The organism is Burkholderia sp. MSHR3999 (assembly GCF_000833595.1).
Classification (GTDB): domain Bacteria; phylum Pseudomonadota; class Gammaproteobacteria; order Burkholderiales; family Burkholderiaceae; genus Burkholderia; species Burkholderia ubonensis.
Map to the genome: position 1 here is coordinate 532962 of NZ_JRFO01000001.1, position 25608 is coordinate 558569.

General features: G+C 69.5%; 23 protein-coding genes. 12 read left to right on the forward strand and 11 right to left on the reverse strand.

Going from position 1 to position 25608, the window contains the following annotated elements; genetic code table 11:
* Positions 1-109 precede the first annotated feature (109 nt).
* Positions 110-532: a GFA family protein gene (locus KY49_RS02615; RefSeq protein ID WP_042583253.1), complete on the forward strand. Its 423-nt coding sequence runs from the start codon at positions 110-112 to the stop codon at positions 530-532.
* 39 nt (positions 533-571) lie between these two features.
* On the opposite strand, the gene KY49_RS02620 is transcribed toward KY49_RS02615, so the two are convergent.
* Positions 572-1375, reverse strand: a complete 804-nt coding sequence (locus KY49_RS02620) for an EAL domain-containing protein (protein ID WP_042583254.1) — start codon at positions 1373-1375, stop codon at positions 572-574.
* A gap of 342 nt (positions 1376-1717) precedes the next feature.
* On the opposite strand from KY49_RS02620, the gene KY49_RS02625 reads away from it, so the two are divergent.
* Genes KY49_RS02625 through fahA form a run of 5 tightly spaced genes read left to right on the forward strand, consistent with a single transcriptional unit; the run spans position 1718 to position 7660 of the window.
* Positions 1718-3385 carry an FAD-dependent oxidoreductase gene (locus tag KY49_RS02625; RefSeq protein WP_197083547.1) on the forward strand — a complete coding sequence of 556 codons (1668 nt, stop codon included), beginning with the start codon at positions 1718-1720 and terminating at the stop codon, positions 3383-3385.
* 30 nt (positions 3386-3415) lie between these two features.
* Positions 3416-3649, forward strand: a complete 234-nt coding sequence (locus tag KY49_RS02630; RefSeq protein WP_042583256.1) for a DUF2783 domain-containing protein — start codon at positions 3416-3418, stop codon at positions 3647-3649.
* Positions 3646-5001 (forward strand): MFS transporter, encoded by a 1356-nt coding sequence (locus KY49_RS02635; protein WP_042583257.1) that lies wholly within the window; start codon positions 3646-3648, stop codon positions 4999-5001. The genes KY49_RS02630 and KY49_RS02635 overlap by 4 nt, the downstream gene beginning before the upstream one ends.
* Before the next feature lie 20 nt (positions 5002-5021).
* Positions 5022-6356, forward strand: coding sequence for a homogentisate 1,2-dioxygenase (gene hmgA, locus KY49_RS02640; RefSeq protein WP_042583258.1), 1335 nt, complete (start codon positions 5022-5024; stop codon positions 6354-6356).
* The gene (gene fahA / locus KY49_RS02645; RefSeq protein WP_042583259.1) at positions 6353-7660 is read left to right on the forward strand and encodes a fumarylacetoacetase; all 1308 of its coding nucleotides are present in this window, start codon (positions 6353-6355) and stop codon (positions 7658-7660) included. Before hmgA ends, fahA begins: the two co-directional genes overlap by 4 nt.
* A gap of 50 nt (positions 7661-7710) precedes the next feature.
* Here fahA and KY49_RS02650 read toward each other — a convergent pair whose 3' ends face one another.
* The 6 genes from KY49_RS02650 to KY49_RS38010 form a co-directional block, all read right to left on the reverse strand.
* A complete protein-coding gene (locus KY49_RS02650) occupies positions 7711-8871 on the reverse strand; it encodes an MFS transporter (protein ID WP_042583260.1) in 1161 nt (386 codons plus the stop codon).
* Positions 8872-8965: 94 nt separating this feature from the next.
* Positions 8966-10135 carry an MFS transporter gene (locus tag KY49_RS02655; protein WP_042583261.1) on the reverse strand — a complete coding sequence of 390 codons (1170 nt, stop codon included), beginning with the start codon at positions 10133-10135 and terminating at the stop codon, positions 8966-8968.
* A 195-nt stretch (positions 10136-10330) separates the two neighbouring features.
* Positions 10331-11059, reverse strand: coding sequence for a 5,6-dimethylbenzimidazole synthase (gene bluB / locus KY49_RS02660; protein WP_042583262.1), 729 nt, complete (start codon positions 11057-11059; stop codon positions 10331-10333).
* Positions 11060-11225: 166 nt separating this feature from the next.
* Positions 11226-12224 (reverse strand): 2-hydroxyacid dehydrogenase, encoded by a 999-nt coding sequence (locus KY49_RS02665; protein ID WP_042583263.1) that lies wholly within the window; start codon positions 12222-12224, stop codon positions 11226-11228.
* Positions 12225-12259: 35 nt separating this feature from the next.
* A complete protein-coding gene (locus tag KY49_RS02670) occupies positions 12260-13243 on the reverse strand; it encodes a LysR family transcriptional regulator (RefSeq protein WP_042583264.1) in 984 nt (327 codons plus the stop codon).
* A 92-nt stretch (positions 13244-13335) separates the two neighbouring features.
* Positions 13336-13740, reverse strand: coding sequence for a hypothetical protein (locus tag KY49_RS38010; RefSeq protein ID WP_197083548.1), 405 nt, complete (start codon positions 13738-13740; stop codon positions 13336-13338).
* A 262-nt stretch (positions 13741-14002) separates the two neighbouring features.
* Between KY49_RS38010 and KY49_RS02675 the strand changes: the two genes are divergently transcribed.
* A complete protein-coding gene (locus KY49_RS02675; RefSeq protein WP_042584520.1) occupies positions 14003-15214 on the forward strand; it encodes a pyridoxal-phosphate-dependent aminotransferase family protein in 1212 nt (403 codons plus the stop codon).
* A gap of 23 nt (positions 15215-15237) precedes the next feature.
* Here the strand turns inward: KY49_RS02675 and KY49_RS02680 are convergent, their stop codons facing one another.
* A complete protein-coding gene (locus tag KY49_RS02680) occupies positions 15238-16188 on the reverse strand; it encodes a helix-turn-helix domain-containing protein (protein ID WP_088500822.1) in 951 nt (316 codons plus the stop codon).
* Positions 16189-16328: 140 nt separating this feature from the next.
* Here KY49_RS02680 and KY49_RS02685 point away from each other — a divergent pair, with 140 nt between their 5' ends.
* Complete coding sequence (locus KY49_RS02685; RefSeq protein WP_042583265.1) at positions 16329-17219, forward strand: DMT family transporter; 891 nt, start codon at positions 16329-16331, stop codon at positions 17217-17219.
* A 133-nt stretch (positions 17220-17352) separates the two neighbouring features.
* Here KY49_RS02685 and KY49_RS02690 read toward each other — a convergent pair whose 3' ends face one another.
* The gene (locus KY49_RS02690; RefSeq protein WP_042583266.1) at positions 17353-18567 is read right to left on the reverse strand and encodes an MFS transporter; all 1215 of its coding nucleotides are present in this window, start codon (positions 18565-18567) and stop codon (positions 17353-17355) included.
* Positions 18568-18822: 255 nt separating this feature from the next.
* Between KY49_RS02690 and xdhA the strand changes: the two genes are divergently transcribed.
* The 4 genes from xdhA (at position 18823) to KY49_RS02710 (ending at position 23819) form a co-directional block, all read left to right on the forward strand.
* Positions 18823-20385, forward strand: coding sequence for a xanthine dehydrogenase small subunit (xdhA, locus tag KY49_RS02695; RefSeq protein WP_042583267.1), 1563 nt, complete (start codon positions 18823-18825; stop codon positions 20383-20385).
* Positions 20386-20401: 16 nt separating this feature from the next.
* Complete coding sequence (gene xdhB, locus KY49_RS02700) at positions 20402-22753, forward strand: xanthine dehydrogenase molybdopterin binding subunit (RefSeq protein ID WP_042583268.1); 2352 nt, start codon at positions 20402-20404, stop codon at positions 22751-22753.
* 1 nt (position 22754) lies between these two features.
* The gene (gene xdhC, locus KY49_RS02705) at positions 22755-23333 is read left to right on the forward strand and encodes a xanthine dehydrogenase accessory protein XdhC (RefSeq protein ID WP_042583269.1); all 579 of its coding nucleotides are present in this window, start codon (positions 22755-22757) and stop codon (positions 23331-23333) included.
* Positions 23334-23417: 84 nt separating this feature from the next.
* Positions 23418-23819 carry a nuclear transport factor 2 family protein gene (locus KY49_RS02710; RefSeq protein WP_042584522.1) on the forward strand — a complete coding sequence of 134 codons (402 nt, stop codon included), beginning with the start codon at positions 23418-23420 and terminating at the stop codon, positions 23817-23819.
* A gap of 28 nt (positions 23820-23847) precedes the next feature.
* Here the strand turns inward: KY49_RS02710 and KY49_RS02715 are convergent, their stop codons facing one another.
* Together KY49_RS02715 and KY49_RS02720 are read right to left on the reverse strand one after the other, a co-directional pair.
* Entirely contained in the window at positions 23848-24798 is a 951-nt protein-coding gene (locus KY49_RS02715) for a LysR family transcriptional regulator (RefSeq protein WP_042583270.1), read from the reverse strand.
* Between the two features lie 98 nt (positions 24799-24896).
* Complete coding sequence (locus tag KY49_RS02720) at positions 24897-25535, reverse strand: DsbA family protein (RefSeq protein WP_042583271.1); 639 nt, start codon at positions 25533-25535, stop codon at positions 24897-24899.
* Between the last annotated feature and the right edge of the window lie 73 nt (positions 25536-25608).

Below are 25608 nucleotides of genomic sequence, written 5' to 3' on the forward strand. Positions count from 1 at the left end.
CAGGTGGCCGGAAATCGCGCGCCGGATGCCTCTGGCAGCCGCCGGTTGCACACACGGCGAACGGCGCTCATCATTGTTTCCCTGACGCCCGAATACGACGAGGTTCGCGATGTCACAACAGGAAACGCCGCCGGAAACGCTGGAAGGCGGCTGCGCGTGCGGCGCGATCCGCTACCGGATCACGCAAATCCCGACTGACGCCGGTTTCTGCCACTGCCGGCTCTGCCAGAAGACGACGGGGGCCGCGGTGCTCGCATCGGCGTCGCTGCCGATCGACGCATTCGCGTATCTGCGCGGCGAGCCGGTCGTCTATGCATCGAGCGCATGGGGCGAGCGGCGCTTCTGCGGCCGCTGCGGTACGCAGCTCGAATATCGGCTGATCGATGCGCCGAAGAAGGTGGAGATCAATTACGCGACGCTCGACGATCCGTCGAGGATTCGCCCGGTATGGCACATCTGGTACGCGAACCGGTTTCCCGGCATCGAGATCGGTGACGATCTGCCGAAGCACGACGACGGCGGCGAGGGCTGACGCACGCCGCCGCGCGGCCTCCACCCGTCATCCGCCGCCTCAGGCCGGCACCACCTTCGCGAACACCGGCCCCTGCATGAACCGCACGTCGTGCTGGCGCAGCAGCTCGCACTGCGTCTCGTCGACGACGCCGTCGAAGATCAGCGGAATCCGCACGCGCTGCGCATACCCGACGAGCGCCTTGACCATCCCGTCGCGCAACGCGATGCCCGCGTCCATCTTGATGTAGTCCGGCCGCGCCATGTCCGATTCGACCGCGAGGATGCGGCCTGGGTCGGGCAGCTTGTCCGCGACCCTGAAGCCATGGTGCTGGTAGCTGCGCGTCAGGTAGCCGAGGAAAGTCTTGTGCGCGACCGCGGCGGCCGGCAGCTCGATCACGACCCGCTCGGGCGGCAGCCCGAAGCGCTGCAGCACCGACGAGAAGTGCTTGCCGTGGTCGTATTTCACGCTCTTCAGCAGCCGCTCGTGCACGCGCAGGAACAGCAGCCCGTGGCGCTGCGCGCCGAAGAAGTTGATCGCGTGCAGCGCGCGCGACAGGCGGTCGAGCGCGACCAGCGCCTGGTCGTCCGCGGCCGAATCGAACGGATCGGGCGCGGTGCCCGTCGCCAGCGTCACCGCCTGGAAGCCGAGTTCGTCGCCGTAGCGCTCGATCGCGTCGGCGAACGACGTCGACTGCGGTGCGCCCGGCATCGTCACGTCGTAGATCGGCTCGTACGCGCTGTTCAGCGTCAGCTCGGGCAGGCGCGCGCACGCGGTGCCGCCGTCGGCGAGCGCAACGTGATCCCGCAGGAACGGCAACTGCCCGGCGCGGGTGACCAGCTCGGGAATGGTAGGCGGAATCATGGGGAAGTCAGCATGGAAAAACGGCGGCCGAACGGGCCGCCTCGTCACTCGATAGTAGCAGCGCGCGCCGCGCTCGGCTCGGCGATTCGCTCATATGGTTATCCCGCCGGCAGCCGTTGCTTAGGGTTTACGTTGTTTTCACTATGCGTAATTGGTTTTACTATTCGTAAATCCTGGGTTTGTCGCCGATCAAGAAAGTCAGCATTCGGGCGTCGTCGGACGATGCCCTGTCCCCGATTCAACAGGAAGCAAGGAGCGAGACGTGGCGGGTGAGACGAAATGGACGTCGCAGGCGGGCACGGTGTGGCCCGCGCGACAGGGTGGAGCGCACGGATGGCGACCATGAGCATCGATTACCAGACCCTGAAGTTTGCGTACCGGCCGCGCGCGGAGCGCGGCGCGGACAGCGACGCGGCGATTCATCCGGTGATCGTCGTCGGCGCGGGCCCGGTCGGCCTGTCCGCCGCGATCGACCTCGCGCAGCAGGGCGTGCCCGTCGTGCTGCTCGACGACGACGACACGCTGTCCACCGGCTCGCGCGCGATCTGCTTCGCGAAGCGCACGCTCGAGATCTTCGACCGGCTCGGCTGCGGCGAGCGCATCGTCGACAAGGGCGTGAGCTGGCACGTCGGCAAGGTGTTCCTGCAGGACGAGCAGCTCTATGCGTTCGACCTGCTGCCCGAGGCGGGGCATGCGCGTCCGGCGTTCATCAACCTGCAGCAGTACTACGTGGAAGGCTATCTGGCCGAGCGCGCGTTCGCGCTGCCGAATCTCGACATCCGCTGGAAGCACAAGGTGACGGGCCTCGTGCAGTCGGACGCGTGCGCGGAACTGACGGTCGAGACGCCGGAAGGCGTCGAGACGCTGCGTGCGCAGTACGTGATCGCGGCGGACGGCTCGCGCAGCCCGGTGCGCACGATGATGGGGCTCGAGAGCCACGGCCGCACGTTCAAGGACCGCTTCCTGATCGCCGACGTGAAGATGAAGGCGGAGTTTCCGACCGAGCGCTGGTTCTGGTTCGATCCGCCGTTCCACCGCAACCAGTCGGTGCTGCTGCACCGCCAGCCGGACAACGTGTGGCGCATCGACTTCCAGCTCGGCTGGGACGCCGATCCGGTCGCGGAGAAGCAGCCGGAGCGCGTGATCCCGCGCGTGCGCGCGCTGCTCGGCGCGGACGTCGAGTTCGAGCTGGAGTGGGTGAGCGTCTACACGTTCCGCTGCCAGCGGATGGATGCGTTCCGCCACGGCCGCGTGCTGTTCGCCGGCGACTCGGCGCATGGCGTGTCGCCGTTCGGCGCGCGCGGCGCGAACAGCGGCGTGCAGGACGCCGACAACCTCGCGTGGAAGCTGAAGCTCGTGCTCGACGGCCGCGCGCCCGAGCGCCTGCTCGACACGTATGCGAGCGAACGCGAGTTCGCCGCCGACGAGAACATTCGCAACTCGACGCGCTCGACCGACTTCATCACGCCGAAGAGCCCTGTGTCCCGCGTGTTCCGCGACGCGACGCTGAAGCTTGCGCGCGACTGCGAATTCGCGCGCAAGCTCGTCAACAGCGGGCGCCTGTCGGTGCCCGCGGTGCTCGCCGATTCGCCGCTGAACACGCCCGACCGCAAGGGCGACGCGTTCGCGGGCGCGATGCGTCCGGGCGCGGCGGCCGCCGACGCGCCGGTGCAGGCGCACGGCGCGGCCGGCTGGCTGCTGCGGCATCTGTGCGACGGCTTCACGGGCGTGCTGTTCGGCCTGCCCGGCGACGGCGCCGCGCTCGCGCAAGCGCTCGCCGGCCATGCGCTGCCGGTGAAGCCGGTGCTCGTCGTGCCGAAAGGCCAGGCGCGCGACGTGCCGGGCGTCGACGTCGTGGAGGACGTCGACGGGCTGGCCGCGGCGCGCTACGACGCGCAGCCCGGCACGTTCTACCTGCTGCGGCCCGACCAGCACGTGTGCGCGCGGATGCGCGCGCTCGACCGGCAGGCGGTGGGCGACGCGCTCGCGCGCGCGACCTGCGCGGCCTGACCGCCAACACGACATCGGAGACACCCGTTCATGCCTCACCATCTCGACACCCGCCTGCGCCTGGCCGATCCGGACGCGTTCTACGAAGCGCTGATCGACATGCATCGCGACCTGACCGACAGCGACAGCCAGCTCGTCAATGCGAAGCTGATCCTGCTGCTCGCGAACCAGATCGGCGACCTCGGCGTGCTGCGCGAAGCGATGGCGCTCGCGCGCCAGGGCGTGACGCCGCCCGCGCATCCGGCCGCGGAGGCCGTGCAATGAGCGCCGCGCCGGGCGCGGCACGCACGCTCGAAGTCGAGCGCCTGATCGACGACACCCATCGTCCCGCGTTTCACTGGATGCTGCTCGCGCTGTGCGGGCTGTGCCTCGTGATCGACGGCTTCGACGCGCAGGCGATGGGCTACGTCGCGCCGAGCGTGATCGCCGAGTGGGGCGTGCCGAAGCAGGCGCTCGGCCCGGTGTTCAGCGCGAGCCTGTTCGGGATGCTGCTCGGCGCGCTCGGCCTGTCGGTGCTGGCCGACCGGATCGGGCGGCGGCCGGTGCTGATCGGCGCGACGCTGTTCTTCGCGCTGACGATGCTCGCGACGCCGTTCGCGGGCTCGATCCCGGTGCTGATGGCGCTGCGCTTCGTCACGGGCCTCGGCCTCGGCTGCATCATGCCGAACGCGATGGCGCTCGTCGGCGAGTTCAGCCCGGCCGCGCATCGCGTGAAGCGGATGATGATCGTGTCGTGCGGCTTCACGCTCGGCGCGGCGCTCGGCGGCTTCATCAGCGCCGCGCTGATCCCGGCGCTCGGCTGGCGCGCGGTGTTCTTCGTCGGCGGCGCGGTGCCGCTCGTGCTCGCGGTCGCGATGGCCGCGCGGCTGCCGGAGTCGCTGCAGTTCCTGGTGCTGAAGGGCCGTGACGCGCAGGCGCGCGGCTGGCTCGCGCGCTTCGCGCCCGAAGCCGTCATCGATGCCGATACGCGCATCGTCGTGCGCGAGCAGGCGGCGCGCGGCGCGCCGGTCGCGGAACTGTTCCGCGACGGCCGGCTGCCGGTCACGCTGCTGTTGTGGTCGATCAGCTTCATGAACCTGATCGACCTGTATTTCCTGTCGAACTGGCTGCCGACCGTGATGCGCGACGCGGGCTACGCACCGGGTACCGCGGTGATCGTCGGCACCGTGCTGCAGACGGGCGGCGTGGTCGGCACGCTGTCGCTCGGCTGGTTCATCGAGCGCTACGGCTTCGTGCGCGTGCTGTTCGCGTGCTTCGCGTGCGCGGCGGCGTCGGTCGGGCTGATCGGCTCGGTCGCGCATGCGCTGCCGTGGCTGCTGCTCGTCGTGTTTGCGGGCGGCTTCTGCGTGGTCGGCGGCCAGCCGGCCGTCAACGCGCTCGCGGGCCAGTACTACCCGACGTCGCTACGCTCGACGGGCATCGGCTGGAGCCTCGGCATCGGCCGGATCGGCTCCGTGCTCGGGCCGCTCGTCGGCGGACACCTGATTGCGCTCAACTGGTCGAACGGCGCGCTGTTTCATGCCGCGGCGGTGCCGGTGCTGTGTTCGGCGCTGTTCGTGCTCGGCCTTGCCAATGTGACGCGGCGTCGCGGTGCCGAGACACCGCGCGCCGTCTGAATCGAAGGAGAACTGAAACGATGACGCTTGACCTGTCGAAACCGGCGAGTGCCGGCTACCTGAGCGGATTCGCGAACGAATTCGCGACCGAAGCGCTGCCGGGCGCGTTGCCGCACGGCCGCAATTCGCCGCAGCGCGCACCGTACGGGCTGTACGCGGAGCAGCTGTCCGGCACCGCGTTTACCGCGCCGCGCAGCCACAACCGCCGCTCGTGGCTGTACCGGATCCGGCCGGCGGCCGTGCACCGGCCGTTCGAGCCGTTCGCGGGCCCGCAGCGGCTCGTCGCGGAATTCGGCGATTCGCCGGACGTGCCGCCGACGCCGCCGAACCAGCTGCGCTGGGACCCGCTGCCGATGCCGGCCGAGCCGGTCGATTTCGTCGAAGGCTGGGTGACGATGGCGGGCAACGGCTCGGCCGCCGCGATGAACGGCTGCGCGATCCACCTGTACGCGGCGAACCGCTCGATGCAGGACCGCTTCTTCTACAACACCGACGGCGAGCTGCTGATCGTCCCGCAGCAGGGGCGCCTGTTCATCGCGACCGAATTCGGCCGGCTCGACGTCGAGCCGTTCGAGATCGCGGTGATCCCGCGCGGCGTGCGCTTCACGGTCGCGCTGCCGGACGGCGACGCGCGCGGCTACATCTGCGAGAACTTCGGCGCGCAGCTGCGCCTGCCGGACCTCGGGCCGATCGGCTCGAACGGCCTCGCGAACCCGCGCGATTTCGTCACCCCGCAGGCTGCCTACGAGGATCGCGAAGGCGCGTTCGAACTGGTCACGAAGCTGAACGGCCGCCTCTGGCGCGCGGACATCGGCCATTCGCCGCTCGACGTCGTCGCGTGGCACGGCAACTACGCGCCGTACAAATACGACCTGCGCCTGTTCAACACGATCGGCTCGATCAGCTACGACCATCCCGATCCGTCGATCTTCCTCGTGCTGCAGTCGCCGAGCGACACGCCGGGCGTCGACACGATCGACTTCGTGATCTTCCCGCCGCGCTGGCTCGCGGCCGAGGACACGTTCCGCCCGCCCTGGTTCCACCGCAACGTCGCGAGCGAATTCATGGGCCTCGTGCACGGCGCGTACGACGCGAAGGCCGAAGGCTTCGTGCCGGGCGGCGCGAGCCTGCACAACTGCATGTCGGGCCACGGCCCGGACGCGGAGACGTTCGAGAAGGCGTCCGCGAGCGATACGACGAAGCCGCACAAGGTCGACGACACGATGGCGTTCATGTTCGAGACCCGCACGCTGATCCGGCCGACGCGCTTCGCGCTCGACACCGCGCAGCTGCAGGCGAACTACTTCGAATGCTGGCAAGGCATCCAGAAACACTTCAATCCGGAGCAACGATGAGCATGTCCCCCGAACTGCGCGCGACGCTCGACCCGGCGCGCAAGAGCTGGGTCGAAGCGGCGAACGATCCCGCGTGCGACTTCCCGATCCAGAACCTGCCGTTCGGCATCTTCAGCGATGCGAAGCAAACGGCGCGGCGCGCGGGCGTCGCGCTCGGCGACCAGATCGTCGATCTCGCGGCGCTGGCGCGCGCGGGCCTCGTGACGCTGCCGGCCGGCGCCGGCGACGTGTTCGCGCAGCCGACGCTGAACGCGTTCATCGCGCTCGGCCGCGACGCATGGCGCGGCGTGCGCGTGCAATTGAGCGCGCTGTTCGCGCGCGATGCCGCGCGGCTGCGCGACGACGCGGCGCTGCGCGCGCAGGCGCTGGTGCCGCAGCGCGACGCGACGCTGCATCTACCGGTCGACATCCCCGGCTATACGGATTTCTATTCGTCGAAGGAGCATGCGACCAACGTCGGCTCGATGTTCCGTGATCCGAAGAACGCGCTGCTGCCGAACTGGTCGGAGATGCCGATCGGCTACAACGGCCGCGCATCGTCGGTGGTCGTGAGCGGCACGCCGGTGCGGCGCCCGAACGGGCAGCTCAAGCTGCCCGACCAGGAGCGTCCGGTATTCGGCGCGTGCCGCAAGCTCGACATCGAGCTGGAGACGGGCTTCATCGTCGGCAAGGGCAACGCGCTCGGCGAGCCGATCGCGTGCGAGGATGCCGAGGCGCACATCTTCGGGATGGTGCTGCTGAACGACTGGAGCGCGCGCGACATCCAGCAGTGGGAATACGTGCCGCTCGGGCCGTTCAATGCGAAGACGTTCGCGACGACGATCTCGCCGTGGATCGTCACGCTCGATGCGCTCGAGCCGTTCCGCACCGCGCAGCCCGAGCAGGCGCCGCAGCCGTTGCCGTATCTGCGGCACGCGGGCAAGCATGCGTTCGACATCGCGCTCGAAGTGACGATGCGCGCGGAAGGTGCGCAGGAAGCGACGACGATCTGCCGCACCAACTTCAAGCACATGTACTGGACGATGGCCCAGCAGCTCGCGCATCACACGGTTTCGGGCTGCAACACGCGGGTGGGCGACCTGATGGGCTCGGGCACGATCAGCGGGCCGACGAAGGATTCGTTCGGCAGCCTGCTCGAGCTGACGTGGAACGGCAAGGAGCCGGTCGCGCTGACGGGCGGCGGCAGCCGCGCGTTCATCGAGGACGGCGACGAGCTCACGCTCGCGGGCTGGTGCCAGGGCGACGGCTATCGCGTCGGCTTCGGTGCTTGCGTCGGCAAGATCCTGCCGGCGGCGAAGGGGTAATGCACGCGCGATGGCGGTTCGTCAGGCACGGACCGCCATCGGGCGCACCGCTAGACCGCGCGTTGCAGCGCGGCCCGGCGTTCCCACAGCGCCGCGCAGACGAACGCGGCGACGCTGGCAATCAGCACGCCGACCAGCGCGTTGCTGCCGAGCTGCTCCATCAGCGCGCCGGCCACGAGCGGGCCGCCGAAGCTCGCGGCACTCCACGACGCGGACACGAGCGAGCTCGCGGTGACGAGCGCGGCGCCCCGGAAACGCTCGCCGCACGCGACGAGCGACAGCGTGTAGATGCTGCCCGCCGCCGCGCCGAGCACGAACAGGAGCGGCCAGCACAGCCACGGATTCGTGATGACGAACGGCAGCAGCGGCAGGCCGGCGAGCACGATCCAGCCGGCGCCGAGATGCACGCGTTCGCGGCCGAGCTTGTCCGCGAGCCAGCCGATCGGGAACTGCATCGCGGTGTCGCCGAACAGCATGATCGACGCGAGCAGCACCGCGGTCCCGCTCGCGACGCCGCGATCCATCGCATAGAGCGGCAGCAGCGACAGCGCGAGCGTGTCGAACAGCGCGAAGAACCCGGTGCCGATGATGAGCGCGGGCATGCGCGGCAGCACGCTGCGCCAGTGATCGTGGCCAGCGTGATGCGCATCGTCGCCGGCGAGCGGTGCGCGGCGGATCGACGCGAGCGACGGTAGCGCGAGCAGGAACAGTGCGCCGCACAGCGCGAAGCGGATGCCGGTGAAGCCCGAAATCTGGCTGACGAGCACCGGGCCCGCCATCTGGAACAGCGTGAAATTGGTCGCGTAGATCGCGACGACGCGGCCGCGCGTCGAATCGTCGGCGAGCTGGTTGACCCATGCCTCGCCGATCGTGAACAGCAGCATCAGCGCGGCGCCGCACAGCACGCGCAGCACGCCCCAGACGACGAGGTTAGACGTGAACTGCATCACGGCGGTCGCCGCGGCGAGCAGCAGCACCGACGCGACGATCGCGCGGCGTGCGCCGAAGCGGCGCGCGAGCGCGGTGACGAACGGCACGATCGCGAGGCCGCCGCCGGCCTGCGCGGCCGTCAGCATGCCGACGACGTTGGCGCCGTGCCCGGCTTCGGTCAGCGCGAGTGCGGTGAGGGGAAGGGTGGCGCCGGTGCCCAGGCCGACGACCGCGACGCTCAGAATGAGCGCCAGGAAATCTCGATCAAGAATGGCTTTCATCGGCCGAGATGCTACACCGGCGGGCCACGACGGTCCATGAAGGCCGTCGGGCGCGCGGGGCGTTCGGTTCCTGTGCGGCGAAACCGCCTTTGCGTTACACGTATTCGGTCGGCGCGGCGACCGGGCGGCGTTCGAGCGATGCCGACCACAGCGTGAGCGCGAGCGCCGCGACCGCCATCGCGACGCCGACCCACGGCAGGCCGACGAGCGGAATGCCGGCGCCGATCGCCGTCCCGCCGAGCCATGCGCCCGTCGCGTTGCCGAGATTGAACGCGCCCTGGTTGAGCGTCGACGCGAGATTCGGCGCGTCGCTCGCGCGATCGACGATCAGGATCTGCAGCGGCGGCACGATCGCGAACGCGAGCATTCCCCACACGAAGATCGTCGCGAGCGCGGCGAACGGCACATGCATCGTGCCGGCGAACAGCGCGAGCACGACGCCGATCAGCGCGAGCGACGCGATCAGCGACGGCATCCGGCGCCAGTCGGCGAGCTTGCCGCCGAGCGTGCCGCCGACCGTCAGGCCGAGGCCGAACAGCAGCAGCACGCAGGTGACCTGGCGCGGCGAGAAGCCGGTGACGTCCTCGAGGATCGGCGTGATGTACGTGAACACGCTGAACAGGCTCGCGGACGCGAGCACGCTGATGCCGAGCACCATCAGCACCTGCGGGTGCTTCAGCACGCTGAATTCGCGGGTGATGCTGGTGTCGGGCATCGCCAGGTTCCTCGGCAGGCAGACCGCGAGCGCGGCGGCCGCGGCGACGCCGATGCCGGTCACCGCCCAGAACGTCGCGCGCCAGCCGAACGCCTGGCCGAGCGCGGTGCCGAGCGGCACGCCGAGCACGTTCGCGAGCGTGAGGCCGGTGAACATCAGCGCGATTGCCTGCGCGCGCCGGTTCGGCGCGACGAGGTTGCTCGCGACCACCGAGCCGATGCCGAAGAACGCGCCGTGGCAGAACGCGGTGACGACGCGCGCGGCCATCAGCACCGTGTAGCCGGGCGCGATCGCGCAGAACAGGTTGCCCGCGATGAACAGGCCGATCAGCCCCATCAGCGCGCGCTTGCGCGGCATCTTCGCGGTGACGACCGCGAGGATCGGCGCGCCGATCGTCACGCCGAGCGCGTAGCCCGACACGAGCATCCCGGCGGCCGGGATCGACACGCCGAGATCGCGCGCGACGTCGGGCAACAGGCCCATGATCACGAATTCGGTGGTACCGATTCCAAATGCGGCGACGGCAAGGGCGAAAAGAGGTAAAGGCATCGCGGTGGGCCCGGGAAAAGCCGCCGGGCGCGGGATGCGCGGGGCAGGCGGAGGGAGGACGTCAGCCGCGATTCTACTTCAGTGAAAACCCCTATGTTTGGGGCCGGAACGGTTGTTGCCGGCTTGCGACGGGAGGGCCGGCGGGGGTGTGGATAACCGGGGCGCAATTACACCGTCGACGCTGTGGGCGGACGCTCAGACGGCGTTTCGTGCCTGCGTGGCGAGTTTGCCCGATTCATCGGACGTTCCGGACGCTCCGGACTCGATCGATTCGCCGGTCTCGCCTGCCGCACCGTTCCAGCCATTCTCGGACACACACGCTTCGATCGGCATCCGCGCGGCCCAGCGCTCTTCCTCGAGCATCGGTTTTGCATAGAACGCATCGACGTGCCCGAGACACAGCACCGCGATCGGTTTCGCGCCGTCGGGCATCCCGAGCAGCGCGCGCAGCGCGTCGACGTCGAACAGCGACACCCAGCCCATCCCGAGCCCTTCCGCGCGGGCCGCGAGCCACATGTTCTGGATCGCGCACGCGGCGGACGCGAGGTCCATCTCCGGCAGCGTGCGGCGGCCGAAAACGTGACGTTCGCGGCCGTCGGCGAGCGCGACGACCAGCAGTTCCCCGCATTCGCGCACGCCTTCGACCTTGAGCCGCATGAATTCGTCCTGGCGCTCGCCGAGCGCGTCGGCGGTCGCGCGGCGCTCGGCTTCGACGAGCGCGTGGATGCGCGTGCGCAGCGCGGGATCGGTGATGCGGATGAAGCGCCACGGCTGCATGAAGCCGACGCTCGGCGCGTGGTGGGCCGCGCGCAGCAGCCGGGCGAGCGTGGCCGGATCGACGGGCGCCGACGTGAAATGGCGCATGTCGCGCCGCTCGAAGATGGCGCGGTAGACAGCGGCGATGGCGGGATCGTCGAAACGCATGGGTGGCAGGCAGTGGCAGGGATGACGTCGGCGCAACGATAGCAGACTGTGCGCGGGCGGCGTTACATGAGCGGGAGCGAAGTGCTGGATTGATGCCGATCGTGAAACGATCCGGCCGCGGCGCAACGAAACGGACAGGTGAACCCGGCCGGCGCGCCGTCTGCCGTCAGCGATTCGACGTCACCACGTTCTGCGGGGCCCCCGCATGCCACGCCTCGATGTTGAGCAGCGTCGTATGCGCGATCTCCGCGAGCGCCTCGCGCGTGAAGAACGCCTGGTGCGACGTGACGATCACGTTCGGGAACGTCAGCAGCCGCGCGAGCACGTCGTCCTGCAGCGGCTGGTCCGAGTGGTCCTCGAAGAACAGCCCGCTTTCCTCCTCGTACACGTCGAGCCCCAGGTGCCCGAGCTGGCCGCTCTTGAGCGCGTCGATCAGCGCCTGCGCGTCGACGAGCCCGCCGCGGCCGGTGTTGATCAGCATCGCGCCGTGCTTCATCTGCGCGAGCGTGCGCGCGTTGATCAGGTGATGCGTCGACGGCAGCAGCGGGCAGTGCAGGCTGACGATGTCGGCGTGGCGCAGCAGCTCGTCGAGCCCGACGTAGCGGGCGCCGAACGCGATCAGCTCGTCGTTGTACGGCGGCACCGAATGCGCGAGCACGTGCATCCCGAAGCCCATCATGATCTTCGCGAACACGCTGCCGATGATCCCGGTGCCGATCACGCCGACGGTCTTGCCGTGCAGGTCGAAGCCGAGCAGGCCGTTCAGCGAGAAGTCGCCTTCGCGCGTGCGCGCGACGGCGCGCGGCAGGCGGCGGTTGAGCGCGAGGATCAGCGCGACCGCGTGCTCGGCGACCGCATGCGGCGAATAGGCGGGAACCCGCACCACCGTGATGCCGAGGCGTTCGGCGGCGGCGAGGTCGACATGGTTGAAGCCTGCAGAGCGCAGCGCGATGAGCCGCGTGCCGCCGTCCGCGAGCCGTTCGAGCACCGCCGCGTCGACGGTGTCGTTGACGAACGGGCAGACCGCCTCATAGCCGTGCGCGAGGATCGCGGTTTCGGCGTCGAGGTGCGACGACTGGAAATGCAGCCGGTAGCCGAACTGCCGGTTGGCGGCAGTAAACGAATCGTCATCGTACTGCCGGCTGCTGAACAGGATTACGCGCACGCTGCACCTCCGGAGGCCGAGGTGCGCAGTTTACTTCACTGGAGGCCCGTGACGATGTCGGAGCGCTCCTGGGTGCGCGGGTCGCGCAGGAACACGTAGCTTGCGTGCGTGCGCGCCGCCTGGGTGCTGAAATGGTCGAGCGCGTGCTCGACGAAGCTGCGGGTGCGCGCGGGCACGAACTGGCGGTTCGGGTAGACGAGCGACAGTTGCGCGTCCGGATCGTCGATCCGGTAGCCGGGCAGCAGCCGCACGAGCGTGCCGCTGTCGAGCGCGTCGGCGACGACGTTTTCCGGCAGCACGGCGATGCCCGAGCCCGCGACGGTCGCCGCCTGCACGAGCGACAGCTGGTTGACCGTGTAGACGGGGCGCACCGTCACCGGATGAACCGCGTCGTCCGGGCCGACGAACCGCCACGCGGGCGCGTGCTGGTGCGGCGCGAGCGCGACCCAGTCGTGGCGCGGCAGGTCGTCGGGCACGAGCGGTTCGCCGCGCCGCTGCAGATAGGCCGGCGCAGCACACGCGACGAGCGTGTTCGGCGACAGCGCGTGGCCGATCAGCGCCGGGTTGCCGTCGAACCGGTTGCCGGTGACGATGCCGACGTCGTAGCCCGCGTCGAGCACGTCGAGCGGACCCTCGGCGACGGTGAGCTGCACGCGCACCTGCGGGTAGCGGCGCTGGAAACCGTTGACGAGCGGCGTGAGCGCGAGCGGCGACAGCGTGCCGGACGCGACGATGCGCAGCGTGCCGACCGGCTCGCGCACCGCGTGCACGACCGACGCTTCAAGGTGATCGAATTCCTCGAGCAGCGCCCGGCACCCGTCGAGGTAGCGTACGCCGGCCTCGGTGAGCGACAGGTTGCGCGTGGTGCGGTGGATCAGCCGCGTATTCAGATGACCTTCGAGCATTGCGATCGAACGCGTGACAAGCGCGTTCGATACGCCCAGTTGGTGTGCTGCGCGCCTGAAGCTTTGCTGTTCGGCGACGCAGACGAATACACGCATTGTCTGAATCTGGTTCATAGCTTGTGTATTTTATCGGCCCGGTTGATTGATTATGGTTGTGTTTTTGCGTTGCGCAAGTCTGAAAATCGTTGCTCAACCCTATTTCGACTTCACGTCGAAAAGAACGGTTTTCGATTGCGCCACCGATTGTTCATTACCTCGGCAATATTCGTCAACCTGAGAAAAGGGGCGGGTTGCATAAAATCGGCGTCGCGCGTATCGAAAAAGCGGCCGGTGCGCCAAAGTTCGGTACGTGATGCGCAGGCCTTTTCTTGATCGCGGGAAGCGGGGTGAATTGAAATTTCATTAATAATCAATGTGTTGCTTTTCGCATGCGCGCGCGGAATACGACATTGCAAGAATGTCAGGCCAAACTGCGCCGCAATAGTGTTTTTTTGGGTCGGGCCGTCTAAATGCACCAAAAATGGATGGGTGCAATTTTTGACGCAGCGCATTTTTTCGAATGGCGCGGCGCATGCGTGGGCGGCAAGTGTTCGGCAATTGCGTCGGTACACGCGAAAAATATCGCGCGCGCGGCACTGGCGGATGGAACCGATTCACCCGGATTCGGGTGCTCGTCGAATCGTTGGCCGATTCGGCGAGCGAATTGTGCGCCGGCCGTGCGCTTGACGACCTTATCCGGCGTCGGCGGCACGTATTTTGCTGATTTAATGCACGCTCCTCTTGCGCATCGCAGCGGAACGCGGAATCATCGATGAATTCGCCGCGGTGCGCGGCGACGATTCGCGCCTTTTCGTCCTTTATCCTGTTCCAGTCATGTCCATCGATTACTCGCCGATTCCCTGCCCCGTCGTCGTGCCGCTCGACGCGATCCTGCCCGAAGAACCGCTGCTGATGATGGGGGCCGGCCCGGTTCCGATCCCGGCCGCCGTCGCGAAGGCGAACACGATCGTGATCAACCACCTCGGCGCGACGATGGCGAAGATCATCGAGCAAGTGAAGGAGATGGCGCGCTACGTGTTCCAGACCCGCACGAAGTGGGTGCTCGGCGTCGCCGGCCCCGGCTCTGCCGCGATGGAAATGGCGATGTCCAACCTCGCGTGGCGCGGCACGCGCGTGCTGTCGATCCGGAATGGTTTCTTCAGCGCGCGGATGGCCGAGATGGCCACGCGCGTCGGCGCCGACGTCGCGGTGCTCGAGGTGCCCGACCGGGCCGTCGCGAGCCTCGACGAGATCGCCGACGCGATCGCGCGCGAGCGCCCGGAGATCGTCACGATCGTCCACGGCGAAACGTCCAACACCGTGTGGAACCGCGACCTGCGCGACATCGCGGCGCTCGCGAAGGCGGCGGGCGCGCTCGTCGTGGTCGACGCGGTCTGCACGCTGTCGACGATGCCGCTCGAGATGGACGCGTGGGGCATCGACGCGGTGATCACCGGCGGGCAGAAGGGCCTGTCGTCGATCCCCGGCGTGTCGCTGATCGCGTTTTCCGACGCCGCGTGGGAGCGGATGAAGAGCCGGCCCGAGCCGAACGCGCACTGGTGCCTCGACATGGCGCTCGCGGAGAATTTCTGGCACAACGCCGGCTATCACTACACCGCGCCGGTGTCGGGCGTGCTCGCGCTGCACGAGGCGCTGCGGCTCGTCTGCGCGGAGACGCTCGAAAGCCGCTTCGCGCGCCACCAGCGCTGCTCGCTCGCGCTGCAGGCGGGCATCGAGGCGATGGGGCTCAAGCTCTACGCGCCGGAGTCGTGCCGGCTCAATTCGGTGGTCGGCATCGAGACGCCCGAAGGCCTCACGCCGGGCATGATCTGCGGGCACATCTCGAAGCAGTACCAGGTCGAGATCTCCGGCTCGTTCGGCCTGCCGATCGTGCGGATCGGCCAGATGGGCGAGCAGTGCCGCGAGCACAACCTGTTCCGCACGCTGCACGCGTTCGGCCGCACGATGATCGATCTGAAGGTGCCGGTCGAGCTGCCCGCCGGCGTCGCGGCGCTCGAGCAGGAATTGTCGCGGCGCGGCGAGTAACGCAATGGGCCGCCGGGGCGGCCTCAGCCGCCCCGCATCGCCCGCCGGTACGTGTTCGGCGTCGTGCCGTGCGCGTCGCGGAAGCGGTGGCTGAAGTGGCCGGCGTTCGCATAGCCGCATGCCGCGGCGACCTGCGCGAGCGGCAGCGACGTCGTGCGCAGCAGCAGGCGCGCCCGCGCGAGCCGCTGCTCGGCGATCCACGCGTGCGGCGCGCGGCCGAACGACAGCCGGAACATTCGCGAGAAGTGGTATTCGGACAGCGCGGCGACCTCGGCCAGCTCGCCGAGCGTCAGCGGCTGCGTCAGGCAGGCGTCGATGTAGTCGCGCACGCGGCGGCGCACGGCGGGCGCGAGGCCGCCCTTGAACGGCGCGTCGGCGCGCATCGCGCTCTGTCCGCGCAGCAGCAGGCTCAGCACGTCGTGCGCGGTTTCGTTCGCGCGCAGCCGGCCGTCGACGTCGTCCCAGCTTTCCAGCGCGAGCGAACGGCACAGCGCCGCGACGCGCGCATCCTCGAAGTAGGTGCGGTCGGCGAGCTTCAGCTCGCGCGGCTCGCGGTCGAGCTCGCGGATCGCGCGCTGCGCGAAGTGCTCGGGCAGGAAATACAGGTGGACGAAGTGCATCTCGCCGCGCACCCACCAGCGCGATTCATGATCGCCCGGCAGCGCGCACAGCAGGCTCGGCGCGCCGTAGCGCGGCACCTTCTGCCGCTCGGTCCGGTAGCCGCCGTCGAGATAGCACGACAGCGTGTGATGCCCGGGCTGGTCGTAGATCGTCTCGGCCTCTTCGGTGATCCGCGTCCATTCGGCGATCGCCAGATGGTCGCCGAGCCACGCGAAGCGCTGGAGCGTCGCGTTCGCCTCCGCGAGCGTGCGGCACACCGACTGCAGGCCGAACGGCATCTCGCCGCCGGCGGCGGCAGCGGCTGCGGCGGCCGGTGACGGCACGGCGGGCGGGGCGGAAGGCGGGACACGCATGATGACGGAGTATAAGCGCGCCTGCGCCGGCCCGTTCCGCCGGACGGCAAAAGACCGCAATTCCGGACAATCGGCGCGCGCCGCGCGACGGCATAGTCGGAGCCCCCGCATTCGTTGCGCCTTTTGTCCCGGTTTCCGTCATGAATCTTTCGCTCTACATCCTCACCGTGCTGATCTGGGGCACGACCTGGATCGCAATCAAGTGGCAGCTCGGCAGCGTGCCGCCGCCCGTGTCGATCGCGTGGCGCTTCTGGATCGCGGCGGCGGTCATGTTCATGCTGCTGCGCGCGATGCGCCGGCCGATCCTGCCGCCGCGCGACGCGTGGCGCTACCTCGCCGCGCAGGGCTTCGCACTGTTCTGCCTGAACTTCCTGTGCTTCTACTACGCGGAGCGGGTCGTGCCGAGCGGGCTCGTCGCGGTGATCTTCTCGACCGCGCCGCTCCTGAACTCGATCAACGGCCGGCTGTTCATGGGCCGCCCGCTGCGGCCGTCCGCGGTGGCCGGCGCGCTGCTCGGCCTGACCGGCATCGCGTGCCTGTTCTGGCAGCAGATGGCGGGCCATCTGGACGACCACGCGACCTGGACCGGGCTCGCGATCGCATTCGCCGGCACGCTGTGCTTCTCGGCGGGCAACCTGCTGTCGAGCCGGATGCAGTCGATGGGGCTCCATCCGTTCGCGACCAACGGCTGGGCGATGCTGATCGGCGCGGCGATCCTGACCGTCGGCAGCGCCGCGGCCGGGCTGCCGTTCGCGCTCGACCCGAGCCCGCGCTATCTCGGCGCGCTCGTCTATCTGGCCGTGCCGGGCTCGGTGATCGGCTTCACCGCCTACCTGACCCTCGTCGGCCGCATCGGGCCGGAGCGGGCCGCCTATTGCACGGTGCTGTTCCCGATCGTCGCGCTGGCCGTGTCGACGGTGTTCGAGGGCTACCAGTGGTCGCCGCTGGCGGTGGCGGGCCTGCTGCTGGTGCTGGCCGGCAACCTGGTCGCGTTCGACCTGGCGCGGCGGCTGTTCCCGCGCATGGCGTGACGGCCGCCGCGCGCCGCGCGGGCCGGTTCCGGCCCGGCCGTCCGCTGTTCGCCTGCATCCGCGCACAAATAAAAAAAACCCCGCGTTCCGGAGAACGCGGGGGTTTTGTCATCGATGCGAGCGGGCAGTGCGGTCAGGCCGCCGCGCCGCTCCCCGCGACGCGCGCCTGCCGCTGGTACAGCAGCGCCGACAGCGCGACGCCGGCCGCCGACGCGAGCGCGGCGAACAGGAACACCTGCGGATAGCCGAACGCGCCGGCGACGTAGCCCGCGAGCGGCCCGGTGATGCCGAGCGACAGGTCGAGGAACACCGAATACGCGGACAGCGCCGCGCCGCGGCTCGCGGGCGGCACGAGCGCGACCGCCTCGACGCCGAGCGCGGGGAAGATCAGCGCGAAGCCGAAGCCGGTCAGCGCGGCGCCGACCAGCGCGACGTGCGGCACCGGCGCGAGCCACAGCAGCAGCAGCCCGGCGGCTTCGAACGCGAACGACACGATCGCGACGCGGAAGCCGCCGTAGGTCTTGATCGTGTTCGCGAACAGCAGGCGCGCGCCGATGAACAGCGTGCCGAACACGGTGAGCGACAGCGCGGCGTTCGGCCAGTGGCGCGCCGCGTAGTACAGCGTGACGAACGTCGCGATCGAGCCGAAGCCGGCCGAGCCGAGCGCGAGGCCGAGGCCGTGCGGCAGCACGCGGGTGAACACGCTCGCATACGACATCCGTTCGCCGTGCACGACCGGCACCGCGGCGATCAGGCGCGCGAGAGCGTAGCCGAGCGCGGCGAGCGCGATCACGATCACACCGATCAGCGCCGGGTTCAGCGCATGCGCGATCGCCACGCCGACCGGCGCGCCGAGCGCGAGCGCGCCGTAGGTCGCGATGCCGTTCCACGAGATCACCTTCGCGTTGTGCGCGATGCCGACGCGGCCGATCCCCCACAGGATCGCGCCGGTGCCGCACAGGCTCTCGCCGACGCCCAGCACGAGCCGGCTCGCGACCAGCAGCACGAGGCTCGCCGCGGGCCAGTGCGCGAGCAGCAGCGCGACGAGCAGCAGCACGCCGGACACGCCGCAGCCGATCAGCCCGCGCATGACCGTCTGCTTCGGGCCGAGCGTATCGGCGAAGCGCCCGGCGAGCGGCCGCGACGCGAGCGTCGCGAAATACTGGACGCTGATCGCCGCGCCCGCGACGATCGCCGAGAAGCCGAGTTCGTCGTGGACGAAGCCCGGCAACACCGCGAGCGGCAGGCCGATGGTCAGGTAGCAGATGAACGTGAAGCAGACGACGGAGACGATTTGCAGCGTGACGGCGAACCCGCTGCGCGGCGTTGAGGCGGAATCGGTGGACATGTGGGGTCGGAACTGATGAGCGAAACGGCACGGAAGGCGGCCGAAAACGGAATCGGGATTTTCCCATGGAACCGGTTTTCCCGCAGGCCCTTCATCCGTCCCCATGCGGCATATCGCCTCAGTTATATGGGCCGCATGCGTGATGGGCTATGGGTTGCGGAATTTGACGGTGATAGCGTTCAAACTGTCAGAGAAGACGACGGTCCACCGCATCGGCGCGGGCCGCCTTGCCCAACTTGAAGAACGTTACGAGACATGAGTGAGCCGATCCGTTTCTATCATCGTCACGCGATCCGCGAAGTCGGCGGCGCGGACGTCACCCGCACGGTGCTGCAGTACCTGCGCGAGGACGCGCATTGCACCGGCACCAAGGAAGGCTGCGCGGAAGGCGACTGCGGCGCGTGCACGGTCGTCGTCGGCGAGCTGACCGACGCGGGCACGGTCGCGTTCAAGGCCGTCAACGCGTGCATCCAGTTCCTGCCGACGCTCGACGGCCGTGCGCTCTTGACGGTCGAGGACCTGCGACGGCCGGACGGCTCGCTGCATCCGGTGCAGCAGGCGATGGTCGATTGCCACGGCTCGCAGTGCGGCTTCTGCACGCCCGGCTTCGTGATGTCGATGTGGGCGCTGTACGAGAAGCATGGCTTCGAGGGCGGCGGCAACGCGTGCGCGAAGGCGAAGGACGTGCCGACGCGCGCCGAGATCGCCGACGCGCTGACCGGCAACCTGTGCCGCTGCACCGGCTACCGGCCGATCGTCGACGCGGCGGTGCAGATGTTCGGTGCAGCCGGCGAAGGCGCGGCCGGCGAAGGTGCAGCCGGCGAAGGCGCCGCGCCGGTCGATACCGCCGCGCTCGCGCGCACGCTTGCGTCGCTGAAGCGCGACGGCACGTTCGACTACGAGATCGACGGCGCGCGCTTCGCCGCGCCGCGCACGCTCGACGCGCTCGCCGCGCTGAAGGTGGAGCGGCCGGACGCGCGGATTCTCGCGGGCAGCACCGACATCGGCCTGTGGGTCACGAAGCAGATGCGCCGGCTCGACGACCTGATCTACATCGGCCAGGTTGCCGAACTCCAGCGCATCGTGCACGGCGAGGACTGGATCGAGATCGGCGCGGGCGTGACCGTCGAGGACGGCTACGCGGCGCTCGCCGGCACCTATCCGGAACTGACCGAGATGTGGAAGCGCTTCGCGTCGCTGCCGATCCGCAACGCGGGCACGCTCGGCGGCAACGTCGCGAACGGCTCGCCGATCGGCGACGCGATGCCGGGGCTGATCGCGCTCGGCGCGCGCGTCGTGCTGCGCGGCGGCGACGTCGTCCGCGAGCTGCCGCTCGAGGCGCTCTATACGGGCTACCAGCAGAAGGACATGGCGCCGCACGAATTCGTCGTCGGCGTGAAGGTGCCGACCCGCCGCGGCGCGCGCGCGAACCTGCGGTTTCGCACCTACAAGCTGTCGAAGCGCTTCGATTCGGACATCTCGGCCGTGTGCGCGGCGTTCGCGTTCATCGCGGACGGCGACACGATCCGCGAGCCGCGCATCGCGTTCGGCGGGATGGCCGCGACGCCGAAGCGCGCGGCGCATGCGGAAAGCCTGCTCGACGGCGCGCCGTGGCACGAGGCCACCGCGCAGGCCGCGATGCAGGCGCTCGAACGCGACTACCAGCCGCTCACCGACATGCGCGCGACGAGCGCGTATCGTCTCGAAACCGCGAAGAACCTGATGTATCGCTTCTGGCTGGAGACGCGTGCGCACGACCCGCTGCCGCCGCAGGCGCTGAACGTGCGCGAGGTCGCCGCGGTTGCGGCGCGCGCCTGACGAGGGAGGGCACACGATGAACCAGCAAGCCGAAGCATTCCTGAACACCCTCGATCCGCAGACCGACTCAGCCCAGGTGCACGTGTCGCGTCCGCACGAATCTGCGCATCTGCACGTGAGCGGGCGCGCGACCTACACCGACGACATCCCGCTCGTCGCCGGCACGCTGCACGCGGCGCTCGGCCTTTCGGCGAAAGCGCACGCAAAGATCCTGTCGATGAACTTCGACGCGGTGCGCGCGACGCCCGGCGTCGTCGCCGTGTTCACCGCCGACGACATTCCCGGCGTCAACGACTGCGGCCCGATCATCCACGACGACCCGGTGCTCGCGAAGGGCGTCGTGCAGTTCGTCGGCCAGCCGATGTTCATCGTTGTCGCGACGTCGCACGAAACCGCGCGGCTCGCCGCGCGCCGCGCGAAGGTCGACTACGAAGAACTGCCCGCGATCCTCACCGCGCAGGACGCGCGCCGCGCGCAGTCCTACGTGATACCGCCACTGAAGCTCGCGCGCGGCGACGCGGCCGCGCATCTCGCCGCCGCGCCGCATCGCCATGCGGGCGGGATGAATCTCGGCGGCCAGGAGCAGTTCTACCTCGAAGGGCAGATCGCCTACGCGGTGCCGAAGGACGACGACGGCATGCACGTGTACTGCTCGACCCAGCACCCGAGCGAGATGCAGCACCTCGTCGCGCACGTGCTCGGCGTCGCGTCGCACAACGTGCTGGTCGAATGCCGGCGGATGGGCGGCGGGTTCGGCGGCAAGGAATCGCAGTCGGGCCTGTTCGCGTGCTGCGCGGCGCTCGCCGCGTGGAAGCTGCTGTGCCCGGTGAAGCTGCGTCCGGACCGCGACGACGACATGCTGATCACCGGCAAGCGGCACGACTTCCACTATCACTTCGACGTCGGCTACGACGACGACGGCCGCCTCGACGGCGTGGCGGTCGACATGACGTCGCGCTGCGGATTTTCGGCCGACCTGTCCGGGCCGGTGATGACGCGCGCCGTGTGCCACTTCGACAACGCGTACTGGCTGCCCGACGTGTCGATCGCCGGCTACTGCGGCAAGACCAACACGCAGTCGAACACCGCGTTCCGCGGCTTCGGCGGCCCGCAGGGCGCGTTCGCGATCGAGTACATCCTCGACGACGTCGCGCGCACGCTCGGCCGCGATCCGCTCGACGTGCGCTACGCGAACCTGTACGGCAAGACCGAGCGCAACGTGACGCCTTACGGGCAGACGATCGAGGACAACGTGCTGCCCGAGCTGCTCGCCGAGCTCGAGGCGACGAGCGGCTATCGTGCACGGCGCGCCGGCGTGCGCGAATTCAACGCGCGCAACCCGGTGCTGAAGAAAGGCATCGCGCTCACGCCGGTGAAGTTCGGCATCGCGTTCAACGTCACGCACTTCAACCAGGCGGGCGCGCTCGTCCACATCTACACCGACGGCTCGGTGCTCGTGAACCACGGCGGCACGGAGATGGGGCAGGGGCTCAACACGAAGGTCGCGCAGGTCGTCGCGCACGAGCTCGGCATCCGCTTCGAGCGGATTCGCGTGACGGCGACCGACACGAGCAAGGTCGCGAACACGTCGGCGACGGCCGCCTCCACCGGCTCGGACCTGAACGGCAAGGCCGCGCAGGATGCCGCGCGGCAGTTGCGCGAGCGGCTCGCGACGTTCGCCGCGAAGCATTACGGCGGCGGCGCGCTCGACGCGGCGGCCGTCAGGTTCGGCAACGATCGCGTATGGATCGGCGAGACCGGCGTGCCGTTCGGCGAGGTGATCGCGAAGGCGTATCTCGCGCGCGTGCAGCTGTGGTCCGACGGGTTCTATGCGACACCGAAGCTGCACTGGGACCAGGCGAAGCTGCAGGGCCGGCCGTTCTTCTACTACGCGTACGGCGCGGCCGTGTCGGAAGTCGTGATCGACACGCTGACGGGCGAGATGCGCACGCTGCGCGTCGACGCGCTGCACGACGTCGGCGCGTCGCTGAACCCGGCGCTCGACATCGGCCAGGTCGAGGGCGCGTTCATCCAGGGGATGGGCTGGCTCACGACCGAGGAGCTGTGGTGGAACGCGGGCGGCAAGCTGATGACGCATGCGCCGTCGACGTACAAGATCCCGACCGTCAACGACACGCCGCCCGAATTCAACGTGCGCCTGTTCGAGAACCGCAACGCCGAGGACAGCATCCACCGCTCGAAGGCGGTCGGCGAACCGCCGCTGCTGCTGCCGTTCTCGGTGTTCTTCGCGGTGCGCGACGCGGTCGCGGCGGTCGGCGACTATCGCGTGAATCCGCCGCTCGACGCGCCGGCGACGGGCGAGTCGATCCTGCGCGCGGTGCAGGCCGTGCGCGCGGCGCGAGGCTGAGATGACGTTCGCCAAGGGCACCGGCCGGCGCAACCGCGCCACGGGCGCGCCCCCGCCGATGCACGTCGTGCTGTTCGGCGCGGGGCACGTCGGCCACGCGCTCGCGACGCTGCTCGGCGCGCTGCCGTGCGTCGTGCAGTGGGTCGACACGCGCGACGAGCTGTTCCCGGACGAATGTCCGCCGAACGTGCAGCCCGAGCCGACCGACACGCCCGAGGCGCTCGTCGACGAAGCGCCGCCGGGCGCGTACTTCCTCGTGATGACGCACAACCATGCGCTCGATTTCGCGTTGGCGGAGCGGATCATGCGGCGGCGCGACTTCGCGTACTTCGGGATGATCGGCTCGCGCACGAAGCGGGTGAAGTTCGAGCGCCGGCTCGTCGCGCGCGGCGTCGAGCCGGCGCGGATGCGCGAGATGGTGTGCCCGATCGGCATCGCCGGGATCGTCGACAAGGCGCCCGGCTCGATCGCGGTGGCCGTCTGCGCGGAGCTGCTGCAGGCGCGCGCGGGCGTGCCGGTGGCGGACGTGAAGGCCGCGGCGTCGGGGCGCCCGGCGGACGACCTGTCCTGCGTGCGGTGACGGCGCGGCGACGCACGGCCGCGCGCTTTTGCCTACACTGACGAATCGCGCGGCGCGGGGCCGCGCCTTTCCGTGCAGGTGACCATGTCCGATTCCCAGGTATTTCTCGACGCGCTCGGCGCGAGCCTCGCGGCCATCGAGCGCTGGCTGTCCGGCGCCGACACCGCGCCTGCGGCACTCGACGCGCTGATGGCGTCGTTCGCGCCTGGCTTCACGATGATCCTGACCGACGGCCGCGCGCTCGACCACGACGGCACGCGCGCGCTGTTCGCGAAGCTGGCCGGCGCGAAGCCCGGGCTGCGCATCGGGTTATCGGAAACGCACGTGCTCGTGTCGGACGACCGCCACGCGGTCATCACCTATCTCGAAGCGCAGCACGCGGCGGCGGGCGAGCTGCCCGCGCGGCGCGCGACCGCGGTGTTCGAACGCGATGCGGCGGGCGCGGTGCGCTGGACCCATCTCCAGGAAACGTTCTGCACCGCGTGAACAGGCCCTGGCTCGCAGCCGCGCGGCGTCAGCGCTTGCGCGCGCCGCGCGCGGCGGTCAGCTCGTCCGACACGCTTTGCATCAGCGCGCGCAGCCACGCGATGTCGGTCGGTCGATCGGGCTGCGGATGCGTGAGCAGATAGCTGCGGATGCGCGGAAACGGCACCGGCGGCGCGACGACGACGAGCGGCAGCAGTTGCGCATAGTGCGTCGCGAAACGCCGCGTCGTCGTGAAGATCAGGTCCGATTGCAGCAGCACCTGCGGCACGAGCCCGAAGTACGGCAGCGTCGTCACGATCCGCCGCGCGAGGCCCGCGCGCGCGAGGCCGATCTCGATCGCGTTGCGCTTGGCGCCGGTGTAGGGCGTCGGCGCGAGATGCGCGGCGGCGGCGTAGGCGTCGCGCGTGAGCGGCGCCTGCGCGAGCGGATGGGAGTCCCGCATCAGGCAGACGACGGCGTCGGAGAACAGGTCGTCGCGCGCGAAGCGCGGGTCCGGCTTCGGCCAGTTGCCGATCACGAGATCGAGCGCGCCGGATTCGAGTGCGCCCGCGTGATCGAGCGTTGGATTCAGCGAATCGATTTCCAGATGCGCGTGCGGCGCCGCGTCGCGAAAGCGCGCGATCAGCGTCGGCATGAAGAAGTCGTTCAGGTAGTCGGGCGCGGCGATGCGGAACGTGCGGCGCGCGCTTTCCGGCGCGAACTCGCCGTGCGGCGTCGCGATGAAATCGACTTCGCGCAGCGCGCGCTGCGCGGCGTCGAGCAGCGACGCGCCGTATTCGGTCGGCACCATCCCGGACTTGCCGCGCACGAGGATCGGGTCGTTCAGCGTCTCGCGCAGCTTGCGCAGCGCGGTGCTGATCGCGGGCTGGGTCTGGTTGAGCCGCAGCGCGGCCTGCGTGACGCTGCGCTCGAGCAGCAGCGTGCGCAGCACGCGCACGAGCCAGATGTCGAGCGAGGCGGTACGGTCGTCGTCTTGCATGGATGGGGGATGGCGCGGGCGACGCGTAACCTTACCGCAGGCGCGCGCGCCCGTGCATCGTGACCGGTTGATGCCCGCTATTACGCACGGACACGCGCTTACGCGCGCCCCTTCGGCAGCGCGCTGATGCGCTTCACTTCGCGCGTCTCGAGCCAGGTTGGCGTGCGCGCGCAGTACAGCACCATCGGCAGCGCGTCCTCGCCCCAGAACAGCTGCCTGTTCATCCAGAACGTCGGCACGCCGAACACGCCGAGCGCGATCGCGTCGTCGATGTGGCGGCGCAACTGCGCGGCGGTTTCCTCGAATTCGATCAGCTGGTCGCCATGCCCGACGCCGACCCGCTCGCACAGCGCCGCGAAGCCGTCCGGCGTCGACGGGTCGTTGCCGTCGCGCCAGATGAAGCGGAACATCTCGCGCACCGTCGCGAGGTCGGCGCGCAGCGCGATCGCGAGGCGCAGCGCCTTGTCGGAATCGAACGGGTGCGCGGGCGGCATCTTGAAGCGGATGCCGAGCTGCTCCGCGCGAAACAGCGCATGCCGATACGTGAAGATGCGCTTGGCCGGCACGTCCGCGCTCGGGCGCTGGCCCCAGTGGCGCTGCAGGTCGTAAAGCGACACCGCGACCGGCGCGAACGGCACGTCCGGCCAACGTTCATACTGTTCGAGCAGCAGGTAGGAGAACGGCGAGACGAAATCGAAGAACCAGGCGGGCTGGGCGGTGTCGAGGCCGGTTGTCATGACGATCTCCAGAGGATGGGGCGGCCGGTGATCCGGCGGCCGGCGCGCGGCGCCTGGCGGCGGCCTCCATGTT